The sequence below is a fragment of the uncultured Bacteroides sp. genome (assembly GCF_958445495.1).
In the GTDB taxonomy this organism is placed as follows: domain Bacteria; phylum Bacteroidota; class Bacteroidia; order Bacteroidales; family Bacteroidaceae; genus Bacteroides.
On record NZ_CAUCSQ010000044.1, the window covers coordinates 1 to 22,397 of the forward strand.

19 protein-coding genes and 1 pseudogene are annotated in these 22,397 nt (G+C 44.6%); 14 read left to right on the forward strand and 6 right to left on the reverse strand.

Annotation, left to right across the window (positions count from 1 at the left end):
• Positions 1-431: 431 nt before the first annotated feature.
• Positions 432-626: a hypothetical protein gene (locus tag Q5076_RS13820; RefSeq protein ID WP_303014184.1), complete on the forward strand. Its 195-nt coding sequence runs from the start codon at positions 432-434 to the stop codon at positions 624-626.
• 187 nt (positions 627-813) lie between these two features.
• On the forward strand, positions 814-1,182 hold the full coding sequence (locus Q5076_RS13825) for a hypothetical protein (RefSeq protein WP_303014185.1): 369 nt from the start codon (positions 814-816) through the stop codon (positions 1,180-1,182).
• A 748-nt stretch (positions 1,183-1,930) separates the two neighbouring features.
• On the opposite strand, the gene Q5076_RS13830 is transcribed toward Q5076_RS13825, so the two are convergent.
• Positions 1,931-3,115, reverse strand: a complete 1,185-nt coding sequence (locus Q5076_RS13830; RefSeq protein WP_303014186.1) for an aminotransferase class I/II-fold pyridoxal phosphate-dependent enzyme — start codon at positions 3,113-3,115, stop codon at positions 1,931-1,933.
• Positions 3,116-3,334: 219 nt separating this feature from the next.
• On the opposite strand from Q5076_RS13830, the gene Q5076_RS13835 reads away from it, so the two are divergent.
• From Q5076_RS13835 to Q5076_RS13845, 3 genes are all read left to right on the forward strand, one after another.
• Entirely contained in the window at positions 3,335-4,360 is a 1,026-nt protein-coding gene (locus tag Q5076_RS13835) for a diacylglycerol kinase family protein (protein WP_303014187.1), read from the forward strand.
• Positions 4,361-4,436: 76 nt separating this feature from the next.
• Positions 4,437-6,200, forward strand: coding sequence for an aspartate--tRNA ligase (gene aspS, locus Q5076_RS13840; protein WP_303014188.1), 1,764 nt, complete (start codon positions 4,437-4,439; stop codon positions 6,198-6,200).
• Positions 6,197-6,586 carry a GtrA family protein gene (locus Q5076_RS13845; protein ID WP_303014189.1) on the forward strand — a complete coding sequence of 130 codons (390 nt, stop codon included), beginning with the start codon at positions 6,197-6,199 and terminating at the stop codon, positions 6,584-6,586. Before aspS ends, Q5076_RS13845 begins: the two co-directional genes overlap by 4 nt.
• Positions 6,587-6,952: 366 nt before the next feature.
• On the opposite strand, the gene Q5076_RS13850 is transcribed toward Q5076_RS13845, so the two are convergent.
• Genes Q5076_RS13850 through Q5076_RS13860 form a run of 3 tightly spaced genes read right to left on the reverse strand, consistent with a single transcriptional unit; the run spans position 6,953 to position 9,560 of the window.
• Entirely contained in the window at positions 6,953-7,837 is an 885-nt protein-coding gene (locus tag Q5076_RS13850) for a carbon-nitrogen hydrolase (protein ID WP_303014190.1), read from the reverse strand.
• A 9-nt stretch (positions 7,838-7,846) separates the two neighbouring features.
• The gene (locus Q5076_RS13855; protein ID WP_303014191.1) at positions 7,847-8,962 is read right to left on the reverse strand and encodes an agmatine deiminase family protein; all 1,116 of its coding nucleotides are present in this window, start codon (positions 8,960-8,962) and stop codon (positions 7,847-7,849) included.
• Between the two features lie 55 nt (positions 8,963-9,017).
• The gene (locus Q5076_RS13860) at positions 9,018-9,560 is read right to left on the reverse strand and encodes a ferredoxin domain-containing protein (protein ID WP_303014192.1); all 543 of its coding nucleotides are present in this window, start codon (positions 9,558-9,560) and stop codon (positions 9,018-9,020) included.
• A gap of 208 nt (positions 9,561-9,768) precedes the next feature.
• On the opposite strand from Q5076_RS13860, the gene Q5076_RS13865 reads away from it, so the two are divergent.
• From Q5076_RS13865 to Q5076_RS13875, 3 genes are all read left to right on the forward strand, one after another.
• A complete protein-coding gene (locus tag Q5076_RS13865) occupies positions 9,769-10,389 on the forward strand; it encodes an ATP-binding cassette domain-containing protein (protein ID WP_303014193.1) in 621 nt (206 codons plus the stop codon).
• Between the two features lie 28 nt (positions 10,390-10,417).
• Positions 10,418-11,212: an ABC transporter permease gene (locus Q5076_RS13870; RefSeq protein ID WP_303014194.1), complete on the forward strand. Its 795-nt coding sequence runs from the start codon at positions 10,418-10,420 to the stop codon at positions 11,210-11,212.
• A gap of 125 nt (positions 11,213-11,337) precedes the next feature.
• Entirely contained in the window at positions 11,338-12,279 is a 942-nt protein-coding gene (locus Q5076_RS13875; protein WP_303014195.1) for a DMT family transporter, read from the forward strand.
• Between the two features lie 734 nt (positions 12,280-13,013).
• Here the strand turns inward: Q5076_RS13875 and Q5076_RS13880 are convergent.
• Positions 13,014-13,430: a DUF4891 domain-containing protein gene (locus Q5076_RS13880; protein ID WP_303014196.1), complete on the reverse strand. Its 417-nt coding sequence runs from the start codon at positions 13,428-13,430 to the stop codon at positions 13,014-13,016.
• 109 nt (positions 13,431-13,539) lie between these two features.
• On the opposite strand from Q5076_RS13880, the gene Q5076_RS13885 reads away from it, so the two are divergent.
• From Q5076_RS13885 to Q5076_RS13910, 6 genes and pseudogenes are all read left to right on the forward strand, one after another.
• Positions 13,540-14,634, forward strand: coding sequence for a Nif3-like dinuclear metal center hexameric protein (locus Q5076_RS13885; protein WP_303014197.1), 1,095 nt, complete (start codon positions 13,540-13,542; stop codon positions 14,632-14,634).
• Positions 14,635-14,639: 5 nt separating this feature from the next.
• A complete protein-coding gene (locus Q5076_RS13890; protein WP_303014198.1) occupies positions 14,640-15,470 on the forward strand; it encodes a zinc ribbon domain-containing protein in 831 nt (276 codons plus the stop codon).
• A gap of 293 nt (positions 15,471-15,763) precedes the next feature.
• Complete coding sequence (locus Q5076_RS13895) at positions 15,764-17,161, forward strand: efflux transporter outer membrane subunit (protein WP_303014199.1); 1,398 nt, start codon at positions 15,764-15,766, stop codon at positions 17,159-17,161.
• A 34-nt stretch (positions 17,162-17,195) separates the two neighbouring features.
• A complete protein-coding gene (locus Q5076_RS13900) occupies positions 17,196-18,326 on the forward strand; it encodes an efflux RND transporter periplasmic adaptor subunit (protein WP_303014200.1) in 1,131 nt (376 codons plus the stop codon).
• A gap of 96 nt (positions 18,327-18,422) precedes the next feature.
• Complete coding sequence (locus tag Q5076_RS13905; protein ID WP_303014201.1) at positions 18,423-21,551, forward strand: efflux RND transporter permease subunit; 3,129 nt, start codon at positions 18,423-18,425, stop codon at positions 21,549-21,551.
• A gap of 213 nt (positions 21,552-21,764) precedes the next feature.
• A pseudogene (locus Q5076_RS13910) lies at positions 21,765-21,887 on the forward strand (carbamoyl-phosphate synthase domain-containing protein); the annotation flags it as partial.
• On the opposite strand, the gene Q5076_RS13915 reads toward Q5076_RS13910, so the two are convergent.
• Complete coding sequence (locus Q5076_RS13915; protein ID WP_303014202.1) at positions 21,886-22,335, reverse strand: type I restriction enzyme HsdR N-terminal domain-containing protein; 450 nt, start codon at positions 22,333-22,335, stop codon at positions 21,886-21,888. The pseudogene Q5076_RS13910 and the gene Q5076_RS13915 overlap by 2 nt on opposite strands.
• Positions 22,336-22,397: the final 62 nt, after the last annotated feature.

The following is a 22,397-nucleotide window of genomic DNA, read 5'->3' on the forward strand; positions in this document are numbered from 1 at the left end:
CCCCCTGCTCCCAAAGCAGGTGCGCTAACCGGACTGCGCTACACCCCGCTACTTTCCGAAGGAGTATTCTTATTAAAAGCGGTGCAAAGATAGGGAGTATTTTTTAATTAACAATAGTCGAGTGGATGTTTTTTATTTATTATTTCTCAATAGACTGAATTTCATTTGTTTGTGTTTTAGTTTCTTATATTTGAAAGGTGGAAACGCTGTGAGGGATTACTTTTTACTCTTTTGTATTCATCTTGTTTTATGTGATAATGATTATATCAGCTCTTGTCCGGAGGTTATGATTGCAGCCTTTAATTGTCGTGAAAATATTGCATTCATATTATAGTTAATGAATGGTATAACCTGAAAATAAATTCCGGTAATGCTGAACTATCTTTGTTGTTTTCTGTTTTCAAAATAGGAATTTTAAATTAGAAAGCCGTATGAAAACGAAAAAGCAAAAAGAAACAAATAAACCGGACGTACATTTGCTGGAGCAAAAGGGATACGAAAAAATAACGAATGAAATTGTGCCGGTGCAGCAAACAGAAACTTATCGTAAACCGACTCAGAAAGTGGTTAAAGAAGCTGTGAAGGAGTTGAATCCTGATACAGACAGCTTGGATAGCAGAGGATGATTCATCCTCTGCGGTCTTTAATGGTTTACCGCGTAAATGAATCCGGCACTCAACCGGTTATTTTTGTCCGGTTCACTTCCGAATAATATTTTAAGCGAATAAACAAATTATAGTTTTTGCTATAAAAGCCATCTGAAAGAATTATCTTTGCAACTATTCTGGTTTTATTTCAAATAAGGGAAATTATATGAAGAGAATGAAGATTTTTCTATTGTTGACAGCTTGGATTGGTTTTAATGCATGCCAACCCAAAAGTAAACAAGTGGCAGAACAGACAATGGCAGATGATAGCTTGGCTATTGTTCCGATAGAAGACGGAAAGGTGCTTTCCGGAGTTGTAGAGGATGTTTCGATGAATAATTTTATGTTGGTTACTTCGGAAGGTGATACGATTTTTATTAGTACGATGGACCGGGAACCTGATGAAATAGGTGATTTCGAACTAGGTGATACTGTAAAAGTTAATTATATAGAAGAAGAGGAAGAGCCGGGAGTCAGAAATATACCTACCGCCCAAAAAGTTACTGTGGTCGGAAAAAGAAACCGCATTGAATAAAAAAATGCTTGGAAGGGAATATATCCCGTGTGTTGAATAGGATAAAGGAAAAAGGAGACTGTCCGGAAAGCCGGCTTCTCAATTTAGAAACATACGGCCTGCAAGCCTATCAGGAAGTATTCGGTAAATTCCGTATGTTTGGCATTTAGTAAAGAGTAAGTTCGCCTTTTTCGCAGGAATTTACTCTTCTTTGATGAATATCCCCTAATAAAAGAATACCATATCAGTTTACTTTACTTCTGGTACATTAAAGTATATAGTTGGGTAGAGGAATATCATTCAATAAACATGAGACTCTTGTTTTCCCTGCCAGTGGGGATAAAAGTGATTCCAAGTTCTCCGTTTTCAAACAGCAGGTAACAGTAAATGTCTGTCTCAAAATAGAAATTGAAAATCTTATAGATTGAAACCCTAGAAGGAAAAAAATCCCTCCTATTCTAGCCTTTACTCATTACAATATAAGGCAAGAATAGAGGGATTTTTATGTTATCGCTTATCAATTTATAAGTAAGGGGGCAAAATTCAATTTTAGAGGAAATAAACTTTTCATCTGAAATCTGGCACTCTTCATCTGAAACCCGGTACTCTTCATCGGTAATAAAAAGGCCGTATCAACTCTGTTTTTGAGTAATGATACGGCTATTTTTATGTTTATCAGTTAGAATCTGTAACTGTTCCGAGCGTTCATCTTAGTTTCGACACACTCCCTTATTTCCTTTTTCGAATTTATAACTTTCCGGTTTGGGAGTTATAGAATATCTAAAGTTTTAAATGCTTTTACTAATTTCTCCACAGCCCGGTCAATTTGCTCTTTTGTGTGAGTAGCCATTAATGCTACACGTACCAATGTATCTTGCGGAGCGCATGCCGGCGGGATAACGGGATTGATGAAGACACCCTCGTCAAAAGCCAGTTTGGTAACCATGAAAGTCTTTTCCGTGTCGCGTACATACAGAGGGATAATGGGCGATTCTGTCGCTCCGATTTCAAAGCCGGCTTCACGGAAACGTTTCAAAGCATAATTGGTTGCATCCCATAATGCCTGGAGCCTTTCCGGTTCGTTTTGAATGATGTGAAGAGCCTCTAAAGCGGATGCGGTAGCTGCCGGAGTATTGGAAGCGCTGAATATATAGGTACGCGCGTTGTGGCGCAACCAGTTGATGATGGATGAATCCGCCGCGATGAATCCGCCGATTGAAGCTAAGGACTTGCTGAAAGTACCCATAATCAGGTCCACCTCGTCGGTCAGTCCGAAATGGTCGCATACGCCGCGTCCCTGTTTGCCGAACACACCCAGACCGTGAGCCTCGTCTACCATGATGGTAGCATTGTATTTATGTTTCAAACGTACTATTTCGGGCAAGTTTGCCAAGTCGCCTTCCATGGAAAATACACCGTCTACGATGATTAGTTTCACCGAATCCGGGTTACACTTCTGAAGTTGTTTTTCCAGGTCGGTCATGTCGTTATGCTTGTACTTCAACTGTTGAGAAAAAGAGAGACGGCGGCCGTCTACGATAGAAGCATGGTCGCGGTCATCGCAAATGATGTAATCGTTGCGGTCTGTCAAGGCGGGAATAACTCCGGAGTTAACGGTAAAACCGGTCGAGAAACATAACGCTTCGTCTTTGCCGACGAAAGCTGCCAATTCTTTTTCCAGTTGAACGTGCAAATCCAATGTACCGTTTAAAAAGCGTGAGCCGGCACAACCGGAACCATACTTGTGCATGGCTTTTACACCGGCTTCAATAACTCTCTCATCTCCCGTCAGGCCAGTGTATGCATTGGAACCGAACATAAGGACCTCGTGTCCGCCCATTTCTACCTCTGTACCCTGTTTCCCTTCAATCTCACGGAAATATGGGTAAACGCCCTGTGCCATAAACTTTTGTGGCAAGTCGTATTTAGCTAACTTCTCTTGTAATAATCCCATGAATTATAATTTATTATACTCATATTCAGACCATTCGCTGATGGCCTAATCTCCTTTTATCTTAACAAGTGTTTAAAACAGGGGGCAAAGATAACAAAATTTGCTTTTATCCGTTCCTTTTAAAAGAAAAAAGTTGCCCTTATCTGATTAGAAACCTTTAATAGATTAAAATTTAATATTTTTGTATTACTTTTGTCGTCTACAATCGACAAGAATAGCATGAACGAAAGAATGAAAAAAATAATATTCGTTGTCAATCCTATTTCGGGTACACAAAGCAAAGAACTGGTTCTTAGCTTACTGGATGAGAAAATAGACAAGGCGAGATACTCTTGGGAAGTAATGTACACGGAGAGAGCCGGTCATGCGGTGGAAATAGCTGCAAAAGCTGCTGAAGAAAAGACAGACATAGTAGTAGCCATCGGGGGAGACGGAACGATTAACGAAATAGCCCGTTCGCTGGTACATACCGATACTGCTATGGGAATAATACCTTGCGGTTCGGGCAACGGGCTTGCGCGGCATCTGCATATACCTATGGAACCGAAAAAGGCGTTGGAAGTAATCAATGAAGGATGCGTGGATATCATAGATTACGGCAAGATTAACGGAATGGATTTTTTTTGTACCTGCGGAGTCGGGTTCGACGCATTCGTCAGCTTAAAGTTTGCACATGCCGGTAAACGCGGATTATTGACATATTTGGAGAAAACGCTGCAAGAAAGCCTGAAATATCAACCGGAAACATACGAACTGGAGACGGAAAACGGAGTGACCAAGTATAAAGCTTTCCTGATTGCCTGTGGCAATGCGTCGCAATACGGGAATAACGCATATATCGCTCCGCAAGCCACTCTGACGGACGGATTGCTGGATGTGACTATCCTTGAACCGTTCACAGTGCTGGATGTACCTTCCCTTGCTTTCCAACTGTTCAATAAAACTATCGACCAGAATAGCCGTATCAAGACTTTCCGTTGTAAAAAACTGTGTATCCGGAGAACTGCTCCCGGAGTCGTGCATTTTGATGGTGACCCGATGGAGACAGATGCCGATGTGAATATCGAACTGATTCAGAGAGGGCTGCGTGTGGTAGTGCCTCCGGCAGGGGAGAAAGACTCGGCGAATATGCTCCAGAGGGCGCAGGAATACATGAACGGCATTAAATTGATGAACGAAGCGATTGTGGACAATATAACAGACAAAAACAAGAAAATATTGAAAAAGCTGACAAAGAAAGTCTGAAATAAATGTTGAATTCTGATTTATTGTGTACTTTTGCACGCTACTTAACGAAAAAATATCATAAATATTAGAAAATATGTTCAGAACACACACTTGTGGAGAACTGAGAATCTCTGATGCAAATAAGCAAGTCACGCTGTCCGGGTGGGTACAGCGCAGTCGTAAAATGGGAGGGATGACTTTCGTTGACATTCGCGACCGTTACGGCATTACCCAATTGGTTTTTAATGAAGAAGTAAATGCCGACCTTTGCGAACGCGCCAACAAGCTCGGACGTGAGTATGTTATCCAGGTGACGGGAACAGTCAGCGAACGTTTCAGCAAAAATGCGAATATTCCTACCGGGGATATCGAAATTACAGTTTCCGAATTAAATGTGTTGAATGCAGCGATGACTCCTCCGTTCACGATTGAGGATAACACGGACGGCGGGGATGATATCCGTATGAAATACCGCTATCTGGATTTACGCCGTAATGCGGTTCGTTCCAATCTGGAGTTACGCCATAAAATGACAATCGAAGTACGCAAATATCTTGACAGTTTAGGGTTTATTGAAGTAGAAACCCCTGTATTGATAGGCTCCACTCCGGAAGGAGCGCGCGACTTTGTAGTACCTTCACGTATGAATCCGGGACAATTTTACGCACTTCCGCAGTCTCCGCAAACATTGAAGCAGTTGTTGATGGTTTCCGGTTTCGACCGCTACTTCCAGATAGCGAAATGTTTCCGTGACGAAGACTTGCGTGCCGACCGCCAGCCGGAGTTTACGCAGATTGACTGTGAGATGAGTTTCGTTGAGCAAGAAGATATCATCACTACTTTCGAAGGAATGGCTAAACACCTGTTCAAGACCCTCCGGGGTGTGGAACTGGCTGAACCGTTCTTGCGGATGCCTTGGGCGGATGCCATGAAATATTACGGCAGCGATAAGCCGGACTTGCGTTTTGGCATGAAATTCGTAGAATTGACGGACCTTGTGAAAGGTTACGGATTTTCCGTATTTGATAATGCGGCGTATGTGGGCGGTATTTGCGCGGAAGGTGCTGCAAATTACACCCGCAAGCAATTGGACGCATTGACCGAGTTTGTGAAGAAACCGCAAATCGGTGCGAAAGGAATGGTATATGCCCGTGTGGAAGCAGATGGGACGGTGAAATCAAGTGTGGATAAATTCTATACGCAAGAAGTACTGCAAAAAGTAAAAGAAGCATTCCAGGCTAAGCCGGGTGATTTGATTCTGATATTGTCCGGCGACGATGTGATGAAAACCCGTAAGCAACTGTGTGAACTCCGTTTGGAAATGGGGTCTCAACTAGGCTTGCGCGATAAGAATAAATTTGCCTGCCTTTGGGTTGTCGATTTCCCGATGTTCGAGTGGAGTGAGGAAGAAGGACGCCTGATGGCTATGCACCATCCGTTTACCCATCCGAAAGAAGAAGACATTCCATTGCTGGATACAGACCCGGCCGCTGTGCGTGCGGATGCCTATGATATGGTTATCAATGGTGTGGAAGTCGGCGGAGGTTCCATCCGTATTCACGATGCGCAGCTCCAGGCGAAGATGTTTGAAATCTTAGGTTTTACTCCTGAAAAGGCAGAGGCGCAGTTCGGCTTCCTGATGAATGCGTTCAAGTATGGAGCTCCTCCTCACGGCGGTTTGGCATACGGGCTTGACCGTTGGGTATCTCTCTTTGCCGGACTGGATTCTATTCGCGACTGCATAGCATTCCCGAAAAACAATTCGGGACGTGACGTGATGTTAGACGCACCGTCCGTTATCGACCAGAGCCAACTTGATGAACTTAATTTAAGCGTTGATATCAAAGAAGGCGAGTGAAAGAATCCGTACGCATATTCCGTTTTATGGCAATCGGTACGATGAATGCTTTAATTATGGCATTGGTCGTATGGTTGATGATGAAGGAGATATCATTTGACGGTGACTATATGGTAGCTAATATAACAGCCTATCTGATAGCGCAGATTCATAATTTTATTTGGTGTAAATATTGGATATTTCCCGTAGAAAACGAGAAGAACAGCCTTTGGAAACAGATATTGTTTTTTTGTTCAGCTTTCGGGATAGCTTACACCGCCCAATTCTTATTTCTGGTTTTGCTGGTAGAAGGATTGGATGTCAATGAATACCTGGCACAATTCTTAGGGTTGTTTATTTATGGAAGTGCAAATTTCATAGCCAATAAAAAGATAACTTTCCAATAGATTGCCGCCGGCTTGTACGGATTGTCACAAAGATAAATTCCGCATTTCAGGAATTCGATAAGAAGGCTGTCTCAGAAAGAACCGCACCCCGAAAATTAAACGCAAGACTTTTGGAGTGCAGTTCAAAATGAGACAGCCTTCTTATAATTTATAAGCTGTAACATAAAAATCCCCGCTATTTTAGCCTTTATTCATCAGAATACAAGGCAAGAACAGGGAGGATTTTTCATTTTAAAGTTCCAATCTGCAAGATTCCCGACTTTCAATTTCTATTTTGAGCCGACCTCTTCCTTTTCTTTCTATTGACCGGACACATCCCTCACACAGATTTATCTCTGGGCCAATCCGTATGTCTTATAAGAAAAACTAATCCAGGAAACGTTTTGTCAGCCCTTCATATTCCTCTATTCGACGGTCGCGTAAGAAAGGCCACCAGCGACGAACATTTTCCGAACGTTCCATATCGATTTCCACTACCATGTTCTCCGGCCGGTCATTTCCCGCTTGTGCAAGAAGCTCTCCCTGTGGACCGACAACAAAACTGTTACCCCAGAATAAAATGCCGTTTGTCTGTCCGGAGGGGTCCGGTTCATGACCGACACGGTTGACGGAAATCACGGGAAGCCCGTTTGCTACAGCGTGTGCGCGTTGGGAAATAATCCATGCGTTGAGTTGGCGCGCTTTCTCATCGTCCATGTCAGAACTCTCCCAACCGATAGCGGTGGGATAAATTAAAAGTTCCGCCCCCTTCAACGCCATTAAGCGGGCGGCTTCCGGATACCATTGGTCCCAACATACCAATACCCCAAGTTTGCCCAAGGAAGTCCGGATGGGTTCGAAACCTGTATCGCCGGGAGTGAAATAGAATTTCTCATAATAAGCCGGGTCGTCGGGAATATGCATCTTCCGGTATTTCCCGGCAATACTTCCGTCACGGTCAAAAACAACCGCGGTATTATGGTAAAGTCCGGGAGCGCGTTTCTCAAAAAGGGAAGTGACGAGCACTATTTTGTTGGCTGCCGCCAGTTCGGAATAGAAGCCGGTGGAAGGACCGGGAATGGGTTCGGCAAAGTCGAACAGGGCGGTATTCTCAGTCTGGCAGAAGTAAAGCGAATTATGTAATTCCTGAAGCACAACCAATTGTGCGCCATGAGCTGCACATGCCTCGATACTTTTTGCAAGGTTCATCAAATTAGTCCGTACATCTGCGGTATTGGATTGCTGTATCAATCCGACTTTTATTTTTCTCATACTCTGTATTTAGTTAATAACCCCTTTCGGATATTGCATAGTGACACAATGTAAGGAACCATGCTGCCTGATAAGTGCGCGACAGTCGATTCCGATGATTTCATGTTGCGGAAAAGCCTGTTGCAATACCTCCTTTGCTTTCCGGTCATTTTCCTGTTGATTATATGTAGGATAAAGAACCGCGTCATTCAGAATTAGGAAGTTGGCGTATGTGGCAGGCAAGCGTTCTCCGTTTTCTTCAATCTTATCAACCATAGGCAAGGCCAACAGACGATATGGCGTTCCCCCTAAAGTGCGGAATGTCTTTAATTGCTCTTCCATAGCATGCAATGCCTCATAATGCTCATCCTCCTTATTGTCGCATTTCACGTAAGCAATGGTGTCCGTGGAACAGAAGCGTGCCAGCGTGTCGATGTGGCTGTCCGTATCGTCGCCTGCCAGGTAACCGTGGTCCAACCATAATATTTTCTGCATGTTGAAAGTCGATTTCAAGTATTCCTCTATTTCCACTTGGTTCAGATGCCCGTTCCGGTTGGGCGAGAGCAAGCATTCGGAAGTAGTAAGCAAAGTTCCCATTCCATCGCTTTCAATAGAGCCGCCTTCGAGGACGAAACCGAGGCGGTTGACATAATTCCCTTTCAGGACTCCTGCTTTTACGGCACATCGGGTAATCTGATTGTCAAGCCCGGAGGCGAATTTGAGTCCCCAGCCGTTAAATGTAAAGTCGAGCAGGGAAGGAGCGCCTTTATCTATCATGGTGATGGCGCCGTGGTCGCGCGCCCATGTGTCATTCGTCTCACATTCCAGGAAACGTACGTTAGCCATGTTTACAGCCGGAGCGATTTGCTGTTTTACCACTTCCGGTTCGGGAGTGATAATCAACAGTAATTCCCTCTTGGCAATTTCTCTGGCAATGTTTTTAAAACATTCCTGCACTTCCGGCAACATATACGCCCAGTCTGTTCCTGCATGCGGCCATGTGAGTTGTATGCCGCTTTGCGGATACCATTCGGCAGGTAAGTGAGGCGCTCTCATTTCTACCTGTACAGTCATGTTTTTACCAAAGTTCAATTGCAAATCTTTTTCCGAGCCGCTGGGGCTGGGAAGTCCAACCATGATTCCCATCAGACAATTGTATTTAGTTATTTATCATTAGTTTTACTCTTCAGCAAATGTGCCGTCAGGCTTTCGTTTCCTGTTTCGGCTTCCGGTCAAAGAACGGATTTTTGGAAGAAGCGCTTACGGGAATCGCCATTACCATTTTGCAGTCCTTCAACCAATTCAGGCGTTGTGCCGCCAGGCCTGCCGAAAACATCACACGTGTGTCTACCCGCATATCGGCAGCCGTAGCGCAGGCAGAGCCGACGGCGATACCGACATCGATGCTGTTTAATGCGCAAGGAACCCCTTCCGTACGGCTGCCGCATGTCGGAAAACCGCAATGGCCGCAGTTCAATCCCTGTGCCTGCTCGCGTGTTCCTATCAATATGACACATTCGGCGTTTAAGATATTGTCGGCGTCGCGAAGGAAAAACTTCATTCCGTGTTCCTCGACCATGGCAATCATCGTGTCCGACAATTGCTTGATTTCTTCATCCGTAACTAAAGCCGCCTCAATAATATCGATTCCTTTCCCTTTCGGAGCAGTACGTGCGGCTGTCATCATTTGGCGTGCCACCTGTAGTACATGTTCGTGGCGGGCATCTCTTTCATTTAATATCATACGCTTTTCTGAATTAATTAGTGAGACAAAGATAAATGAAAATTAGCAAACCCGAATAGAATATTGTTCTTTTCTATGTCCAGTATTTCCGGACCGGCCAGAACCTTCGATGACCGGATACCTTGAATAATTCCGTATTATTCCCTGTCCGGATATTTAAAAGTCTTGTTTTTTGTGTACTTTTGGCGAAAATATTAAGAAGAAGGAAATGCTGCGGATTAATAATGCTTGTATCGCTTTTGGGGAGGAAGTGCTTTTCTCCGGTTTCGGGATGGAGCTGGAGAAAGGGGAGACAGCTTGCATCGTAGGTCAGTCCGGTTGTGGAAAGACGTCTCTGTTAAATGCCATCATGGGATTTGTACCTTTACGCGAGGGAACCGTCAAGGTAGGCGGGATATTGCTGGATAAATCGACTGTTGACGCCGTTCGCCGCCAGATAGCATGGATTCCGCAGGAGTTAGCATTGCCTTTTGAATGGGTGAAGGAAATGGTAGCTTTGCCTTTTGAGTTGAAAGTAAACCGTTCTGTTCCGTTTTCGGAGAAAAGGCTTTACGGGTATTTTGATGAGCTGGGACTGGAACATGAGTTATATTTTAAAAGGGTGAATGAGGTTTCCGGCGGCCAGCGCCAACGTATCATGCTGGCTGTGGCGGCCATGCTTGACAAGCCTTTGATTATCATTGACGAACCGACGTCTGCCTTGGATGCCGGGTCAACGGATAGGGTCCTGGCTTTTTTCAGGCGGCAGGCAGAGAAAGGGGCGGCAGTCCTGGCTGTCTCGCATGATAAGGATTTTGCTTCGGGATGTCATTATCTGATAGAATTGTGATGAAACTGTTATTAACGGAAAATATATCGTGGGGACTATTGACATATCATATTATAATTTATTTGTAGGACTGCTTCTGCTTGCCGTTCCTTTCTTTTATCTCTGGAAGTTCAAGACGGGACTGTTGAAACCTGCCGTGATTGGGACGTTACGGATGATTATCCAGTTGTTTTTTATCGGTGTGTATCTGAAATATCTTTTTTTATGGAACAATCCTTGGATTAACTTTCTGTGGGTCATCATTATGATATTCGTGGCCGGACAGACGGCATTGGTACGTACGGGGTTAAAGCGGAGGGTATTGTTGATTCCCATATCTGTCGGTTTTTTATGCAGCGTGGTATTGGTGGGATTGTATTTTATCGGAGTGGTACTTCAATTGGACAATGTGTTCAGTGCCCAATATTTCATTCCGATATTCGGCATTCTGATGGGGAACATGCTTTCGAGTAACGTGATTGCTCTGAACACCTATTATAGCGGGTTGAAGCGTGAACAACAACTCTATCGTTATTTATTGGGAAATGGAGCCACAAGGCAGGAAGCGCAGGCGCCGTTCATCAAACAAGCCATCATTAAGTCGTTCAGCCCGTTGATTGCAAATATTGCGGTGATGGGGCTGGTGGCTCTTCCCGGTACGATGATTGGACAGATTCTGGGAGGCAGCAGTCCGAATGTCGCTATCAAATATCAGATGATGATTATGGTTATTACTTTTACGGCATCTATGTTGTCATTGATGATTACGATTTCATTGGCTTCACGGAGGTCGTTTGACGCCTACGGAAAATTATTGGAAGTGACAAAAGAACCCAGGAAATGATAACTTCCCTGTCGGGCGGGAAAATCTCCTGGTATATTTATTCCGTATTTTCTCTTTATAAAAAACGAATATACGATGAATCATTTATTAATTAGTATTACTTTTGTGCCCAAATTAAGATGAGTATGAATGTAAAAGCAAAAGGTTATCTGTTGGGAGCCGTCGCCGCAGCGACATACGGCATGAATCCGTTGTTTGCCCTTCCTTTATATAAGGAGGGGATGAATCCTGATTCCGTACTTTTTTTCAGATATTTATTTGCCATTCCTCTGTTGGGCATTATGCTTAAAACCAGAGGACGGAGTTTTAAGCTGGGACGTAAGGAAGTATTTCCTTTGGTGATAATGGGGATACTGGTGGCTCTTTCTTCTCTTACTTTGTTTCAGAGCTATAATCACATGGATGCCGGCATCGCATCTACTTTGCTGTTTGTCTATCCGATTATGGTGGCGCTGATTATGGCATTTGTTTTTAAGGAGAAACTGACATTGCAGACTGTATTCTGCATATTACTGGCATTGAGCGGCATCGGCCTGCTTTATAAGAATAGCGATGGCAGTACGCTCAGCCTTATGGGGACATTGCTGGTTATGGTTTCCGCTCTTTCATATTCTATTTATATTGTCGGCATCAATCAGACGACACTGAAGAATGTGGCGACCTTGAAAGTGACTTTTTATGTATTGCTGTTCGGGTTAAGTCTGTTTTTGGCCCGTTTATGCATGAATGGAAATTTGATTCTTCCGGGTGAATGGTATTTATGGGGGAATCTGATAGCCCTGGCTGTTTTTCCTACTGCTATTTCATTTTTATGTACTACCAGCGCCATCCAATATATAGGTTCTACCCCTACCGCTATTCTCGGCGCATTGGAACCTGTGACCGCTATTTTCTTCGGCATAACGGTTTTTGGAGAGGTTTTGACTGTCAGGGAAAGTATTGGACTGGTGATGATTATTGTTGCGGTAACTTTTGTCATTGCGGGAAGTAATATCACGGTTCATCTAGTTCGTTTCCGGAAATTGTTCCCACGGTTACCTTTAAAAACGAAAAAGGCAAAGAACTGATATTTATTTTGGGACATTCAGTAAATAGTATAAAATTAGCCAACTAATTCATACTTAAAGTAGGGGCATTTACTGAATATCCCTATTTTGTAGAGGGGGGCTTTGGATTAGTAACAATAGAAATCTGTGTATAACGGAAAGAAGAAGAGTATCACTCTTCTTTTATTTTGTTCTATTGACGAACCAAAGCGTTTCACCGTATAAATACTTTGGTTTAATAGGACGAATCTTTAGTTCCAATAGGATGAATCTCTGGTTTCAATGGGATGAATCTTTAGTTTCAATTGCTTGAAACTCTAGTTTCCTCTTAGTCGGAACTTTGGTTTCTCTCTGTCGAAACTATAGTTTCTCGCCGTTGAAACTACAGTTTCTTTCTGTTGAAACTCCGTTTCTGCCGGAAACAAATGTTTCTATTATACGAAATAAGTCGTGCAACTGTATGAAATCCGAAATTGTTCTGAATGAATGCCTTTTATTCCTGTAAGTCACTTGAATTCATCCGACTTTTTATGCATGATTTATCTTTTATATTATTTGTTGTCAAAGTTTTATAGCCCCTGCTACTATCATCTGCATTCTTGATTTTTGTTATACCGCTTCCGCCTCCATATATAAAATACATGGAATATAATATATTCTGACTTTAGCTCTTCAAGCGGGGAACAGTCAATACCAAGAGGAACGGTCAACACCAGGGAGCGGAATTACCCTTCCCGGCCTAGTGTTTTTTTATGTCATTTGCCTTTAAGTTTCTCCCATAGGCAGCGGAGTTGGACGAATTGTTCGCCCGGATGTATGTATTCATTTTCCAGCATTTTCTCTGATACTCGAAACTTGGAGAGATGATGCCGGATGTATTTCTCTAAATCCGGAGATTGTTTTTTGACAAAAGCCTGTAAGTCCACTTGCCCGTCTTCATGGATAAAGACTTTCGCCTTGACTGTCCGGAATCCCCATTCTTTACAATGTTTGACTTCTGCCTTGTCTATCCAGAAAATAGCGCTTGACATTACTGTGTCCACGGTACATACCGGGGTAGTTCCGTCGGTATTTTCCATCACCTGTCTTTCAGAGTCGTTGTCATTCTGTTTAAGCCGGCAGGAGGAGACAGCCAGAACGAATAGTAAAAAATAGAATAGAATTGTTTTCATCCGCATTCGATTAATTAATAGATAGGCAACAAATTTACTAAAAAACGAAAACAAAAGGTCATTATTCTTTTTTATTTTCATATATTTGCATTCAAATTTTCTGTAAGGAATGAAAATTAAGGAAATAGTAAGCGCCCTTGAACAATTCGCGCCTCTGCCATTGCAAGACGGTTTTGATAATGCCGGCCTGCAAATCGGATTGACAGATGCGGAAGCAACAGGGGCTTTGTTGTGTCTTGACGTTACCGAATCCGTGTTGGATGAAGCCATTGCATTGGGATATAATCTTGTTATATCGCATCATCCCCTGATTTTTAAAGGTTATAAATCCATTACGGGAAAGGACTACGTTGAACGTTGTATCCTGAAAGCAATCAGGAATGACATCGTGATTTATTCGGCGCATACCAATCTCGATAATGCCTGCGGAGGAGTGAATAGTAAGATTGCCGAGAAAATCGGATTGAAAAATCTGCAGGTGCTCGAACCGAAAGAAAACAGCTTGGTTAAGTTGGTGACATTTGTGCCTTATGCACAGGCGGAGTCTTTGAGGGAAGCCTTGTTCGCTGCCGGATGCGGCAATATAGGCAACTATGATTCATGCAGTTACAATCTGGAAGGAGAGGGGACTTTCCGGGCGAAAGAGGGAACACATCCTTTCTGCGGGACAATCGGTAAATTGCATCGTGAAAAGGAAGTAAGGATAGAGACGATTCTTCCTGCATTCAAAAAGCCGGAGGTTGTCAGGGCTTTGCTGGCAGCACATCCTTACGAAGAGCCGGCGTTTGACATCTATCCGTTACAGAATAGCTGGGCGCAGGCAGGCGCGGGGATTGTAGGCGAGCTGGAGCAATCGGAAACGGAACTTGAATTCCTGAAACGCATTAAGAAAACTTTCGAAGTGGGATGTTTGCGCCATAACAAATTGAGAGGACGGGAGATACGGAAAGTCGCCCTGTGCGGGGGTGCGGGAGCATTCTTACTTCCGCAGGCGATACGTTCGGGAGCGGATGTCTTTATTACGGGAGAAATTAAATATCATGATTATTTCGGTCATGAGGAGGATATCCTGATGGCGGAAATCGGTCATTATGAAAGCGAACAATATACAAAAGAAATTTTTTATTCCATAATCCGGGATTTATTTCCTAATTTTGCACTCCAATTGAGTAAAATAAATACGAATCCCATAAAATATTTATAAGTAAAATGGCTAGAGAAGCAAAAAAAGAACCGAATGAGTTGACGGTGGAACAGAAATTGAAAACACTGTTCCAACTGCAGACTATGTTGTCCAAGATTGATGAAATCAAAACGTTGAGAGGCGAGCTTCCGTTGGAAGTGCAGGACCTTGAAGATGAAATTGCCGGTTTGAGTACACGTATTGACAAAATCAAAGCAGAAGTAGATGAATTGAGAGCTGCCATTGCCGGTAAAAGGGTGGAAATCGAGACGGCGAAGGGTTCTGTCGAGAAATATAAGTCACAGCAGGATAATGTCCGTAATAACCGTGAGTATGACTTCCTGACTAAAGAAATTGAATTCCAGACATTGGAAATTGAGCTTTGCGAAAAGAGAATAAAGGAATATACTGCGGATAAGGAAGGAAAAGAGGCCGAGGTGGTGAAGAACGAGCAGGTTCTTGACGAAAGAAAGAAAGACCTTGAGCAGAAAAAAGGGGAGCTGGACGAGATTATTTCTGAAACCAAGCAGGAGGAAGAAAAATTGAGGGACAAGGCTAAGGACCTGGAAACTAAGATTGAACCGCGTTTGTTGCAGTCTTTCAAGCGTATCCGCAAGAATTCCCGTAATGGGCTGGGTATCGTATATGTGCAACGTGATGCTTGCGGCGGTTGCTTTAACAAGATTCCGCCCCAGAGACAGTTGGATATCCGTTCTCGTAAGAAGGTTATCGTTTGTGAATATTGCGGACGTATTATGATTGACCCGGAATTGGCGGGCATACAGATTGAACATAAAGTGGAAGAGGCTCCGGCAGCTACTACTAAAAGGGCAATCAGAAGAAAAACCGCTGAATAGGAACGATGATGTTAAACGGCTTTTAAGGGGTTCGACAGATGAAAATGAGGAGCCTCTGCCCGTAGCCTGTTAATCAGAAGCATACTAATCCCCTTGTTTAGTCCTGATTCATAAGAATGTAAGGACTGGACAAGGGGATTTTCCGTATAGGGAAGGTGATTTATAAGATTTTTCTGTTTTTCAAAGTTCATTTTGACTCGCTCTTTTTTTATCTCACTTTCTTAACATTTCCGAAATAAACAAAGCAGACATTCAGTTGTTATCTCTTCATCTCATAAAAACCTGAACTGAATATGAATATACGAGTATGGGGCATGTCGCTCCTTTTGTTTCTTTCAACTGTAACTGCGGTTGGACAGACTGTAAACCGTTATTTGAAAGCTCCTCTTCCTGAAAGCTGGGAAGAAAACGGAGAAGTGTTCCAACAGACGCTTCCGGTGGATGACTATTGGTGGAAATCGTTCCGGGATAGTAAACTGGACTCTTTGATTGCTTTGGCAGTAGACCGTAACTTTTCTGTTGCAGTGGCGATTGACCGCATAGCCGCCGCACGTGCCAATCTATGGATGGAGCGCGGCAGCTTCTTTCCGGCTATCGGTCTGAATGCCGGATGGACCCGGCAAGAGACCAGCGGGAATACGAGTTCGGTTCCTCAGACAACGGAACATTATTATGATGCCTCACTCAGTATGAGTTGGGAAATAGATGTGTTCGGCAGTATCCGTAAACGGGTAAAGGCGCAGAAGGAGAATTTTGCGGCCAGTAAGGAGGAATATACCGGAGTGATGATTTCGATGGCGGCGGAGGTTGCTTCGGCTTATATTAATTTACGGGAATTGCAACAGGAACTTGAAGTGGTCAATAAGAATTGTGCTTCTCAAGAGAGGGTGTTGAAAATCACGGAGGTAAGATATAATACCGGATTGGTGGCTAAGTTGGATGTGGCGCAGGCCAAATCCGTGTTGTACAGTACCAAGGCGTCCATTCCGCAACTGGAGGCGGGTATCAACCAGTATATCACGACGTTGGCTGTCTTGTTGGGGATGTATCCTCAAGATATCCGTCCGGTTCTGGAGCCGGTCGGTACATTGCCTGATTATATGGAGCCGATTGGAGTGGGGATGCCTGCCGGTTTGCTGATGAGACGTCCTGACGTACGGAGTGCGGAGCGGAGTGTGAATGCCCAGGCGGCATTGCTTGGAGCTTCCAAAGCGGATTGGTTGCCGAAGGTTTTCTTGAAAGGTTCGTTCGGTTACGCAGCCCGTGATTTGAAAGATTTGGTGAAAAGCAAGAGTATGGCGTACGAGATTGCTCCGTCGTTGAGTTGGACGATTTTTAACGGAGGACAACTGGTGAATGCTACAAGACTGGCAAAAGCGCAATTGGATGAATCTATCAATCAATTTAACCAGACGGTTCTGACTGCCGTACAGGAGATTGACAATGCGATGAATTCTTATCGGAATTCCATCAAGCAGATTGTGGCGTTGCGCGAGGTGCGTAATCAAGGGATTGAGACATTGAAGCTCTCACTGGAACTTTACAAGCAGGGGCTTTCGCCTTTTCAGAATGTGTTGGATGCACAACGGTCTTTACTGTCTTACGAGAATCAACTGGTGCAGGCGCAGGGGAGTTCATTGTTGCAACTGATTACGCTCTACAAGGCTTTAGGAGGCGGTTGGCGAGAATAAAACAATCTATAAATAAAAATATAACCTAACGGATATGAAAAAATTGATGTATATCTTCTTTGTTCTGCCGATACTGACCGGTTGTAAAGAGAAGAAAAGCGCGGGAATGGCGGGAGGGATGCCTGCCCAGGAAATTAATGTGTCTGAACCGATAGTGAGGGATATAATTCTGACGAAAGATTATCCGGGCTATCTGACGACGGAAAAGACTGTGAACCTGGTAGCCAGAGTGAACGGTACATTGCAGTCTACTTCTTATACTCCCGGCGGACGGGTGAAGCAAGGGCAGTTGTTGTTTGTCATCGAGCCTACTTTGTATAAGGACAAGGTGGAACAGGCGGAAGCGGAGTTGAAGACTGCCCAGGCACAACTGGAATATGCCCGTAGCAATTATAGCCGTATGAAAGAGGCTGTCAAAAGTGATGCTGTGAGCCAGATACAGGTGCTTCAGGCGGAATCTTCTGTTGCGGAGGGGGTGGCGGCTGTCAGTAACGCGGAGGCTGCTCTGAGTACGGCCCGTACTAATTTAGGATATTGTTATGTCCGTGCTCCCTTTGACGGGACAATCAGTAAGGCTACTGCAGACGTGGGCAGTTATGTGGGAGGTTCGTTGCAACCTGTCACGTTGGCTACTATCTACAAGGATAACCGGATGTATGCTTATTTTAACGTTGCCGACAATCAATGGGTGGGGATGTCGGCGGGCCATCGGCAGTCTGCAAAGAAGCTTCCGCAGGAGATTAGGGTACGGTTGGGAGAAGGAGGAAACGAAACGTATCCGGCGACGTTGGATTATCTGTCTCCGAACGTGGATTTGAATACGGGGACATTGATGGTGCGTGCCAATTTTGATAACCCGCAGGGGGTATTGAAGAGCGGATTGTATGTGAGCATTACTTTGCCTTACGGGGAAGCTGATGATGCATTGTTGGTAAGGGAGGCTTCTATCGGGACGGATCAGTTGGGGAAGTATTTGTATCTTGTCAATGATTCCGGTATTGTCCGTTACCAGCATATCGAGACGGGACAGTTGATTGATGATACTTTGCGCCAAGTGACCGGAGGGCTTTCTCCCCGCGACAGGTATGTTACGGAAGCTTTGATGAAGGTAAGGGACGGCATGAAGGTGAGGCCGGTGTCCGGTTCTCTTCCGGAAAAGAGGTAGTCTTTTTTCTCTTTAATAATCAACTAATTAATCAACATGAGTGACTTTCTGTTTCTTTTCTTTTAAAGGCGGGAAGGGGCTTTAAAATTATATCTTATGTTTTCTAAATTCTTTATCAACCGACCGATATTTGCTACTGTCCTTGCCTTGTTGATTGTAGTGGCAGGCCTGGTTACGCTTAACATATTGCCGGTGGCGCAATTTCCGGAGATTACGCCTCCTACGGTACAGGTTTCCGCGGTATATCCGGGAGCGAATGCCGAGACTGTTGCCCAGACGGTGGGTATTCCTATCGAACAGCAGGTGAACGGTGTGGACGGCATGCTTTATATGTCTTCCAATTCTTCCTCTTCCGGGGCGTATTCTTTGACTATTACGTTTGCTGTCGGGACGGATATCGATATGGCGACCGTGCAGGTTCAGAACAGGGTGAGTGTGGCGCAGTCTTCGCTTCCGGAACCTGTGGTGGTGCAGGGGGTGACCGTGCAGAAGCAATCTTCGAATATCGTCATGTTCTTGACTATGACTTCGCAGGATTCTGTCTACAATAGTTTGTATTTGACTAATTATGCGAAATTGAATCTTGTCGACCAGTTGACACGTGTGCCCGGAGTCGGCGCTGTAAATGTCATGGGAGCGGGGGATTATTCTATGCGTATCTGGCTTGACCCGGAGGCGATGCGTATCCGGAATATTTCACCGCAACAGGTTTATCAGGCTATTCAGTCGCAGAATGTGGAGGTGTCTGCCGGATATATCGGGCAGCCTATCGGTAAGGACAACAAGAATGCTTTTCAATATACGTTGAATGTACAGGGACGCCTCAGCTCGCCGGAACAGTTCGGAGATATCATTATCCGCCGTGAGCAGGATGGCGCGATGCTTCGTTTGAAAGATATTGCAAGGGTTGATTTAGGCTCTGCTTCTTATAATGTGGTGTCGCGGTTGAAGGGGCAGCCTACGGCTGCCATTGCCATTTACCAGCAGCCGGGGTCCAATTCTTTGGATGTTTCGAAGGGGGTGAAGGAGAAAATGAAGGAGCTGGCTGCCGGTTTTCCGTCGGGAGTGTCTTATAATGTCACTCTGGATACGACGGATGTGATTCATGCTTCTATTGATGAGGTGATGGTTACTTTTTTGGAGACTACATTGCTGGTGATTCTTGTCATCTTTCTGTTCTTACAGAACTGGAGGGCGGTGATTATCCCTTGTCTTACTATTCCGGTGTCTTTGATTGGTACGTTGGCGGTAATGGCGGCGTTTGGCTTTTCTATCAATACGTTGACGTTGTTCGGGCTGATTTTGGCGGTTGCCATCGTGGTGGATGATGCGATAGTGGTGGTGGAGAATGCTTCGCGGCTGTTGGAAACTGGACAGTATTCGCCTCGAGAGGCTGTCACGAAGGCGATGGGGGAAATTACCGGTCCGATTGTCGGCGTAGTTTTGGTATTGCTTGCCGTGTTTATTCCCACGATGTTGATTAGCGGAATTTCCGGGCAGTTGTATAAACAGTTTGCATTGACTATTGCGGCTTCTACCGTATTGAGCGGGTTGAATTCCTTGACACTGACACCGGCACTCTGCGCATTGTTCCTCGAAAAAAGCAAGCCTTCCAACTTCTTTGTGTATAGGGGATTCAATAAGGTATATGACAAGACGCAGGGGGTGTATGACAGGGTTGTTAAATGGTTATTGGTGCGTCCTGGGATGGCTTTGGTTTCTTATGGTATCTTGACGGCTATTGCTGTATTGCTTTTTATGCATTGGCCGTCTACGTTTATTCCGGATGAGGATGACGGGTATTTTATTGCTGTCGTTCAGCTTCCTCCTGCCGCCAGCCTGGAGCGTACGCAAGCGGTGGGTGATAAGATTAACCGGATTCTGGATTCTTATCCGGAGGTGGAAAACTACATCGGAATTTCCGGCTTTTCCATTATGGGCGGCGGCGAGCAGAGTAACTCTGCTACTTATTTTGTTGTGCTGAAAAACTGGAATGAGAGGAAGGGGAAGGAGCATACGGCATCGGCTGTTGTCAACCGTTTTAACGGAGAGGCGTATATGGCAATCCAGGCCGCGGAAGTGTTTGCCATGGTACCTCCGGCTATCCCCGGATTAGGTGCTTCCGGCGGTTTGCAGCTTCAGTTGGAGGACCGTAGGAATCTCGGACCTACGGAGATGCAGCAGGCTATCAATGCTTTGCTTGCTTCTTATCATACCAAACCGGCTTTGGCTTCTGTGTCCAGCCAGTATCAGGCGAATGTGCCGCAGTATTTTCTGAATATCGACCGGGATAAGGTGCAGTTCATGGGGATTGCCTTGAATGATGTGTTTTCTACGTTGGGTTATTATATGGGGGCTGCTTATGTGAATGATTTTGTGGAGTTCGGGCGTATTTATCAGGTGAAGATTGAGGCGAGAGACCAGGCGCAGCGTGTGATTGATGATGTTCTGAAGTTGAGTGTGCCTAATGCGGCAGGAAAGATGGTGCCTTTTTCGTCTTTCACTAAAGTTGAGGAGCGGTTGGGACAGGACCAAATCAACCGGTATAATATGTATTCTACTGCTGCTCTGACTTGTAACGTTGCTTCCGGAAGCAGTACGGGACAGGCTATTCAGGAAATGGAGGCTTTATTTGAAGAGCAACTGGGGGATGAATTCGGGTATGAATGGACTTCTGTCGCTTATCAGGAGACGCAGGCCGGAAGTACTACTACCATTGTTTTGGTGATGGCACTGATTGTCGCTTTTTTGGTTTTAGCTGCACAGTACGAGAGCTGGACGAGCCCGGTGGCTGCTGTCATCGGATTGCCGGTAGCATTGTTGGGGGCTATGATAGGTTGCCTGGTAATGGGGACTCCGGTCAGTATTTATACTCAGATTGGTATCATTTTGCTTGTGGCTCTTTCTGCAAAGAATGGTATTCTAATTGTTGAGTTTGCCCGTGATTTCCGTGCTGAGGGTAATTCTATCCGGGAAGCGGCATTCGAGGCGGGGCATGTCCGCCTGCGTCCTATTCTGATGACTTCCCTGGCTTTTGTATTGGGAGTGATGCCGCTGCTGTTCGCTTCCGGTGCTGGCGCGCAAAGCCGTATTGCCTTGGGAGCTGCCGTTGTTTTCGGTATGGGGATGAATACATTGTTAGCTACGGTTTATATACCTAACTTCTATGAGTTAATGCAAAAAATACAGGAGAAATTCAGTAAAAGGAAGGAGGTTAAGTATTGACCGGGGGATTTTGCGGGCATTGGACGGGTTCGTGAAGGTGGTTTCCGTGAAAATGGACTGATGGAAGTGTGGATTCGGGAGACCGGGAAGTCTGTTCAAAAGGAGTGTTTTTTATGAATTGTCTCCGGAAGAGGATTTTATGGTGTCGCTATATGTTCGGGGTAATAACGGTATATGTATTGTTATGGTGCTGTTATCCCGCTCGTATAGCGACTTATGGTATAGTTCAATACTGCCATGACCGGATATCCGGAGAGTTTGACGGACCCTTCTTATGCCGGACAGTTGATGACGCTTACTTATCCGTTGGCGGGCAACTACGGGGTTCCTCCTTTTATAGGATGTCATAGTCCGGAATGTCCTGAAGAAAATGGTAGCTCTGATGTGCATAGTCCATCCGGCAGCAATAGTGTTGCATTCCGTTGCTGACAATTAGATAGTCTACTTTCAATACCATGTTATAGCGGGTGATTTGGTCGAATACGGCTTGTGTTATTTCAATATGCGGCGCTTTATATTCCATAATCATCCGTGCGGATAAATCTCTGCGGTAGAGTACTGTGTCGCATCTTTTAGTGGTTCCGTTCAGTTTTACCATTACTTCGTTGGCAAGAAGTGTTGCCGGATATCCTTTATGTGCAATGAGAAAATGAACGAAGTGTTGCCGTACCCATTCTTCCGGGGTGAGGGCTACGTACCGTTTACGGATTACGTCGAAAATTACATTTTTTCCGTTCCGTACGTTGATTTTAGTTTCGAATGCTGGCAGGTTTAACGATAACATTTATTATTTTTGTAAGTTAAATAATGGTTCCTTGTTATTGGGAGCACAAATTTAATAGATAT

Bases quoted from the DNA above. Each gene is read 5' to 3' on its own strand.
- Q5076_RS13820 (WP_303014184.1), top strand. From the start codon at position 432: ATGAAAACGAAAAAGCAAAAAGAAACAAATAAACCGGACGTACATTTG.
- Q5076_RS13825 (WP_303014185.1), top strand. From the start codon at position 814: ATGAAGAGAATGAAGATTTTTCTATTGTTGACAGCTTGGATTGGTTTT.
- Q5076_RS13830 (WP_303014186.1), bottom strand. From the start codon at position 3,115: ATGGGATTATTACAAGAGAAGTTAGCTAAATACGACTTGCCACAAAAG.
- Q5076_RS13835 (WP_303014187.1), top strand. From the start codon at position 3,335: ATGAACGAAAGAATGAAAAAAATAATATTCGTTGTCAATCCTATTTCG.
- aspS (WP_303014188.1), top strand. From the start codon at position 4,437: ATGTTCAGAACACACACTTGTGGAGAACTGAGAATCTCTGATGCAAAT.
- Q5076_RS13850 (WP_303014190.1), bottom strand. From the start codon at position 7,837: ATGAGAAAAATAAAAGTCGGATTGATACAGCAATCCAATACCGCAGAT.
- Q5076_RS13855 (WP_303014191.1), bottom strand. From the start codon at position 8,962: ATGGGAATCATGGTTGGACTTCCCAGCCCCAGCGGCTCGGAAAAAGAT.
- Q5076_RS13860 (WP_303014192.1), bottom strand. From the start codon at position 9,560: ATGATATTAAATGAAAGAGATGCCCGCCACGAACATGTACTACAGGTG.
- Q5076_RS13865 (WP_303014193.1), top strand. From the start codon at position 9,769: ATGCTGCGGATTAATAATGCTTGTATCGCTTTTGGGGAGGAAGTGCTT.
- Q5076_RS13875 (WP_303014195.1), top strand. From the start codon at position 11,338: ATGAATGTAAAAGCAAAAGGTTATCTGTTGGGAGCCGTCGCCGCAGCG.
- Q5076_RS13880 (WP_303014196.1), bottom strand. From the start codon at position 13,430: ATGAAAACAATTCTATTCTATTTTTTACTATTCGTTCTGGCTGTCTCC.
- Q5076_RS13885 (WP_303014197.1), top strand. From the start codon at position 13,540: ATGAAAATTAAGGAAATAGTAAGCGCCCTTGAACAATTCGCGCCTCTG.
- Q5076_RS13890 (WP_303014198.1), top strand. From the start codon at position 14,640: ATGGCTAGAGAAGCAAAAAAAGAACCGAATGAGTTGACGGTGGAACAG.
- Q5076_RS13895 (WP_303014199.1), top strand. From the start codon at position 15,764: ATGAATATACGAGTATGGGGCATGTCGCTCCTTTTGTTTCTTTCAACT.
- Q5076_RS13900 (WP_303014200.1), top strand. From the start codon at position 17,196: ATGAAAAAATTGATGTATATCTTCTTTGTTCTGCCGATACTGACCGGT.
- Q5076_RS13905 (WP_303014201.1), top strand. From the start codon at position 18,423: ATGTTTTCTAAATTCTTTATCAACCGACCGATATTTGCTACTGTCCTT.
- Q5076_RS13915 (WP_303014202.1), bottom strand. From the start codon at position 22,335: ATGTTATCGTTAAACCTGCCAGCATTCGAAACTAAAATCAACGTACGG.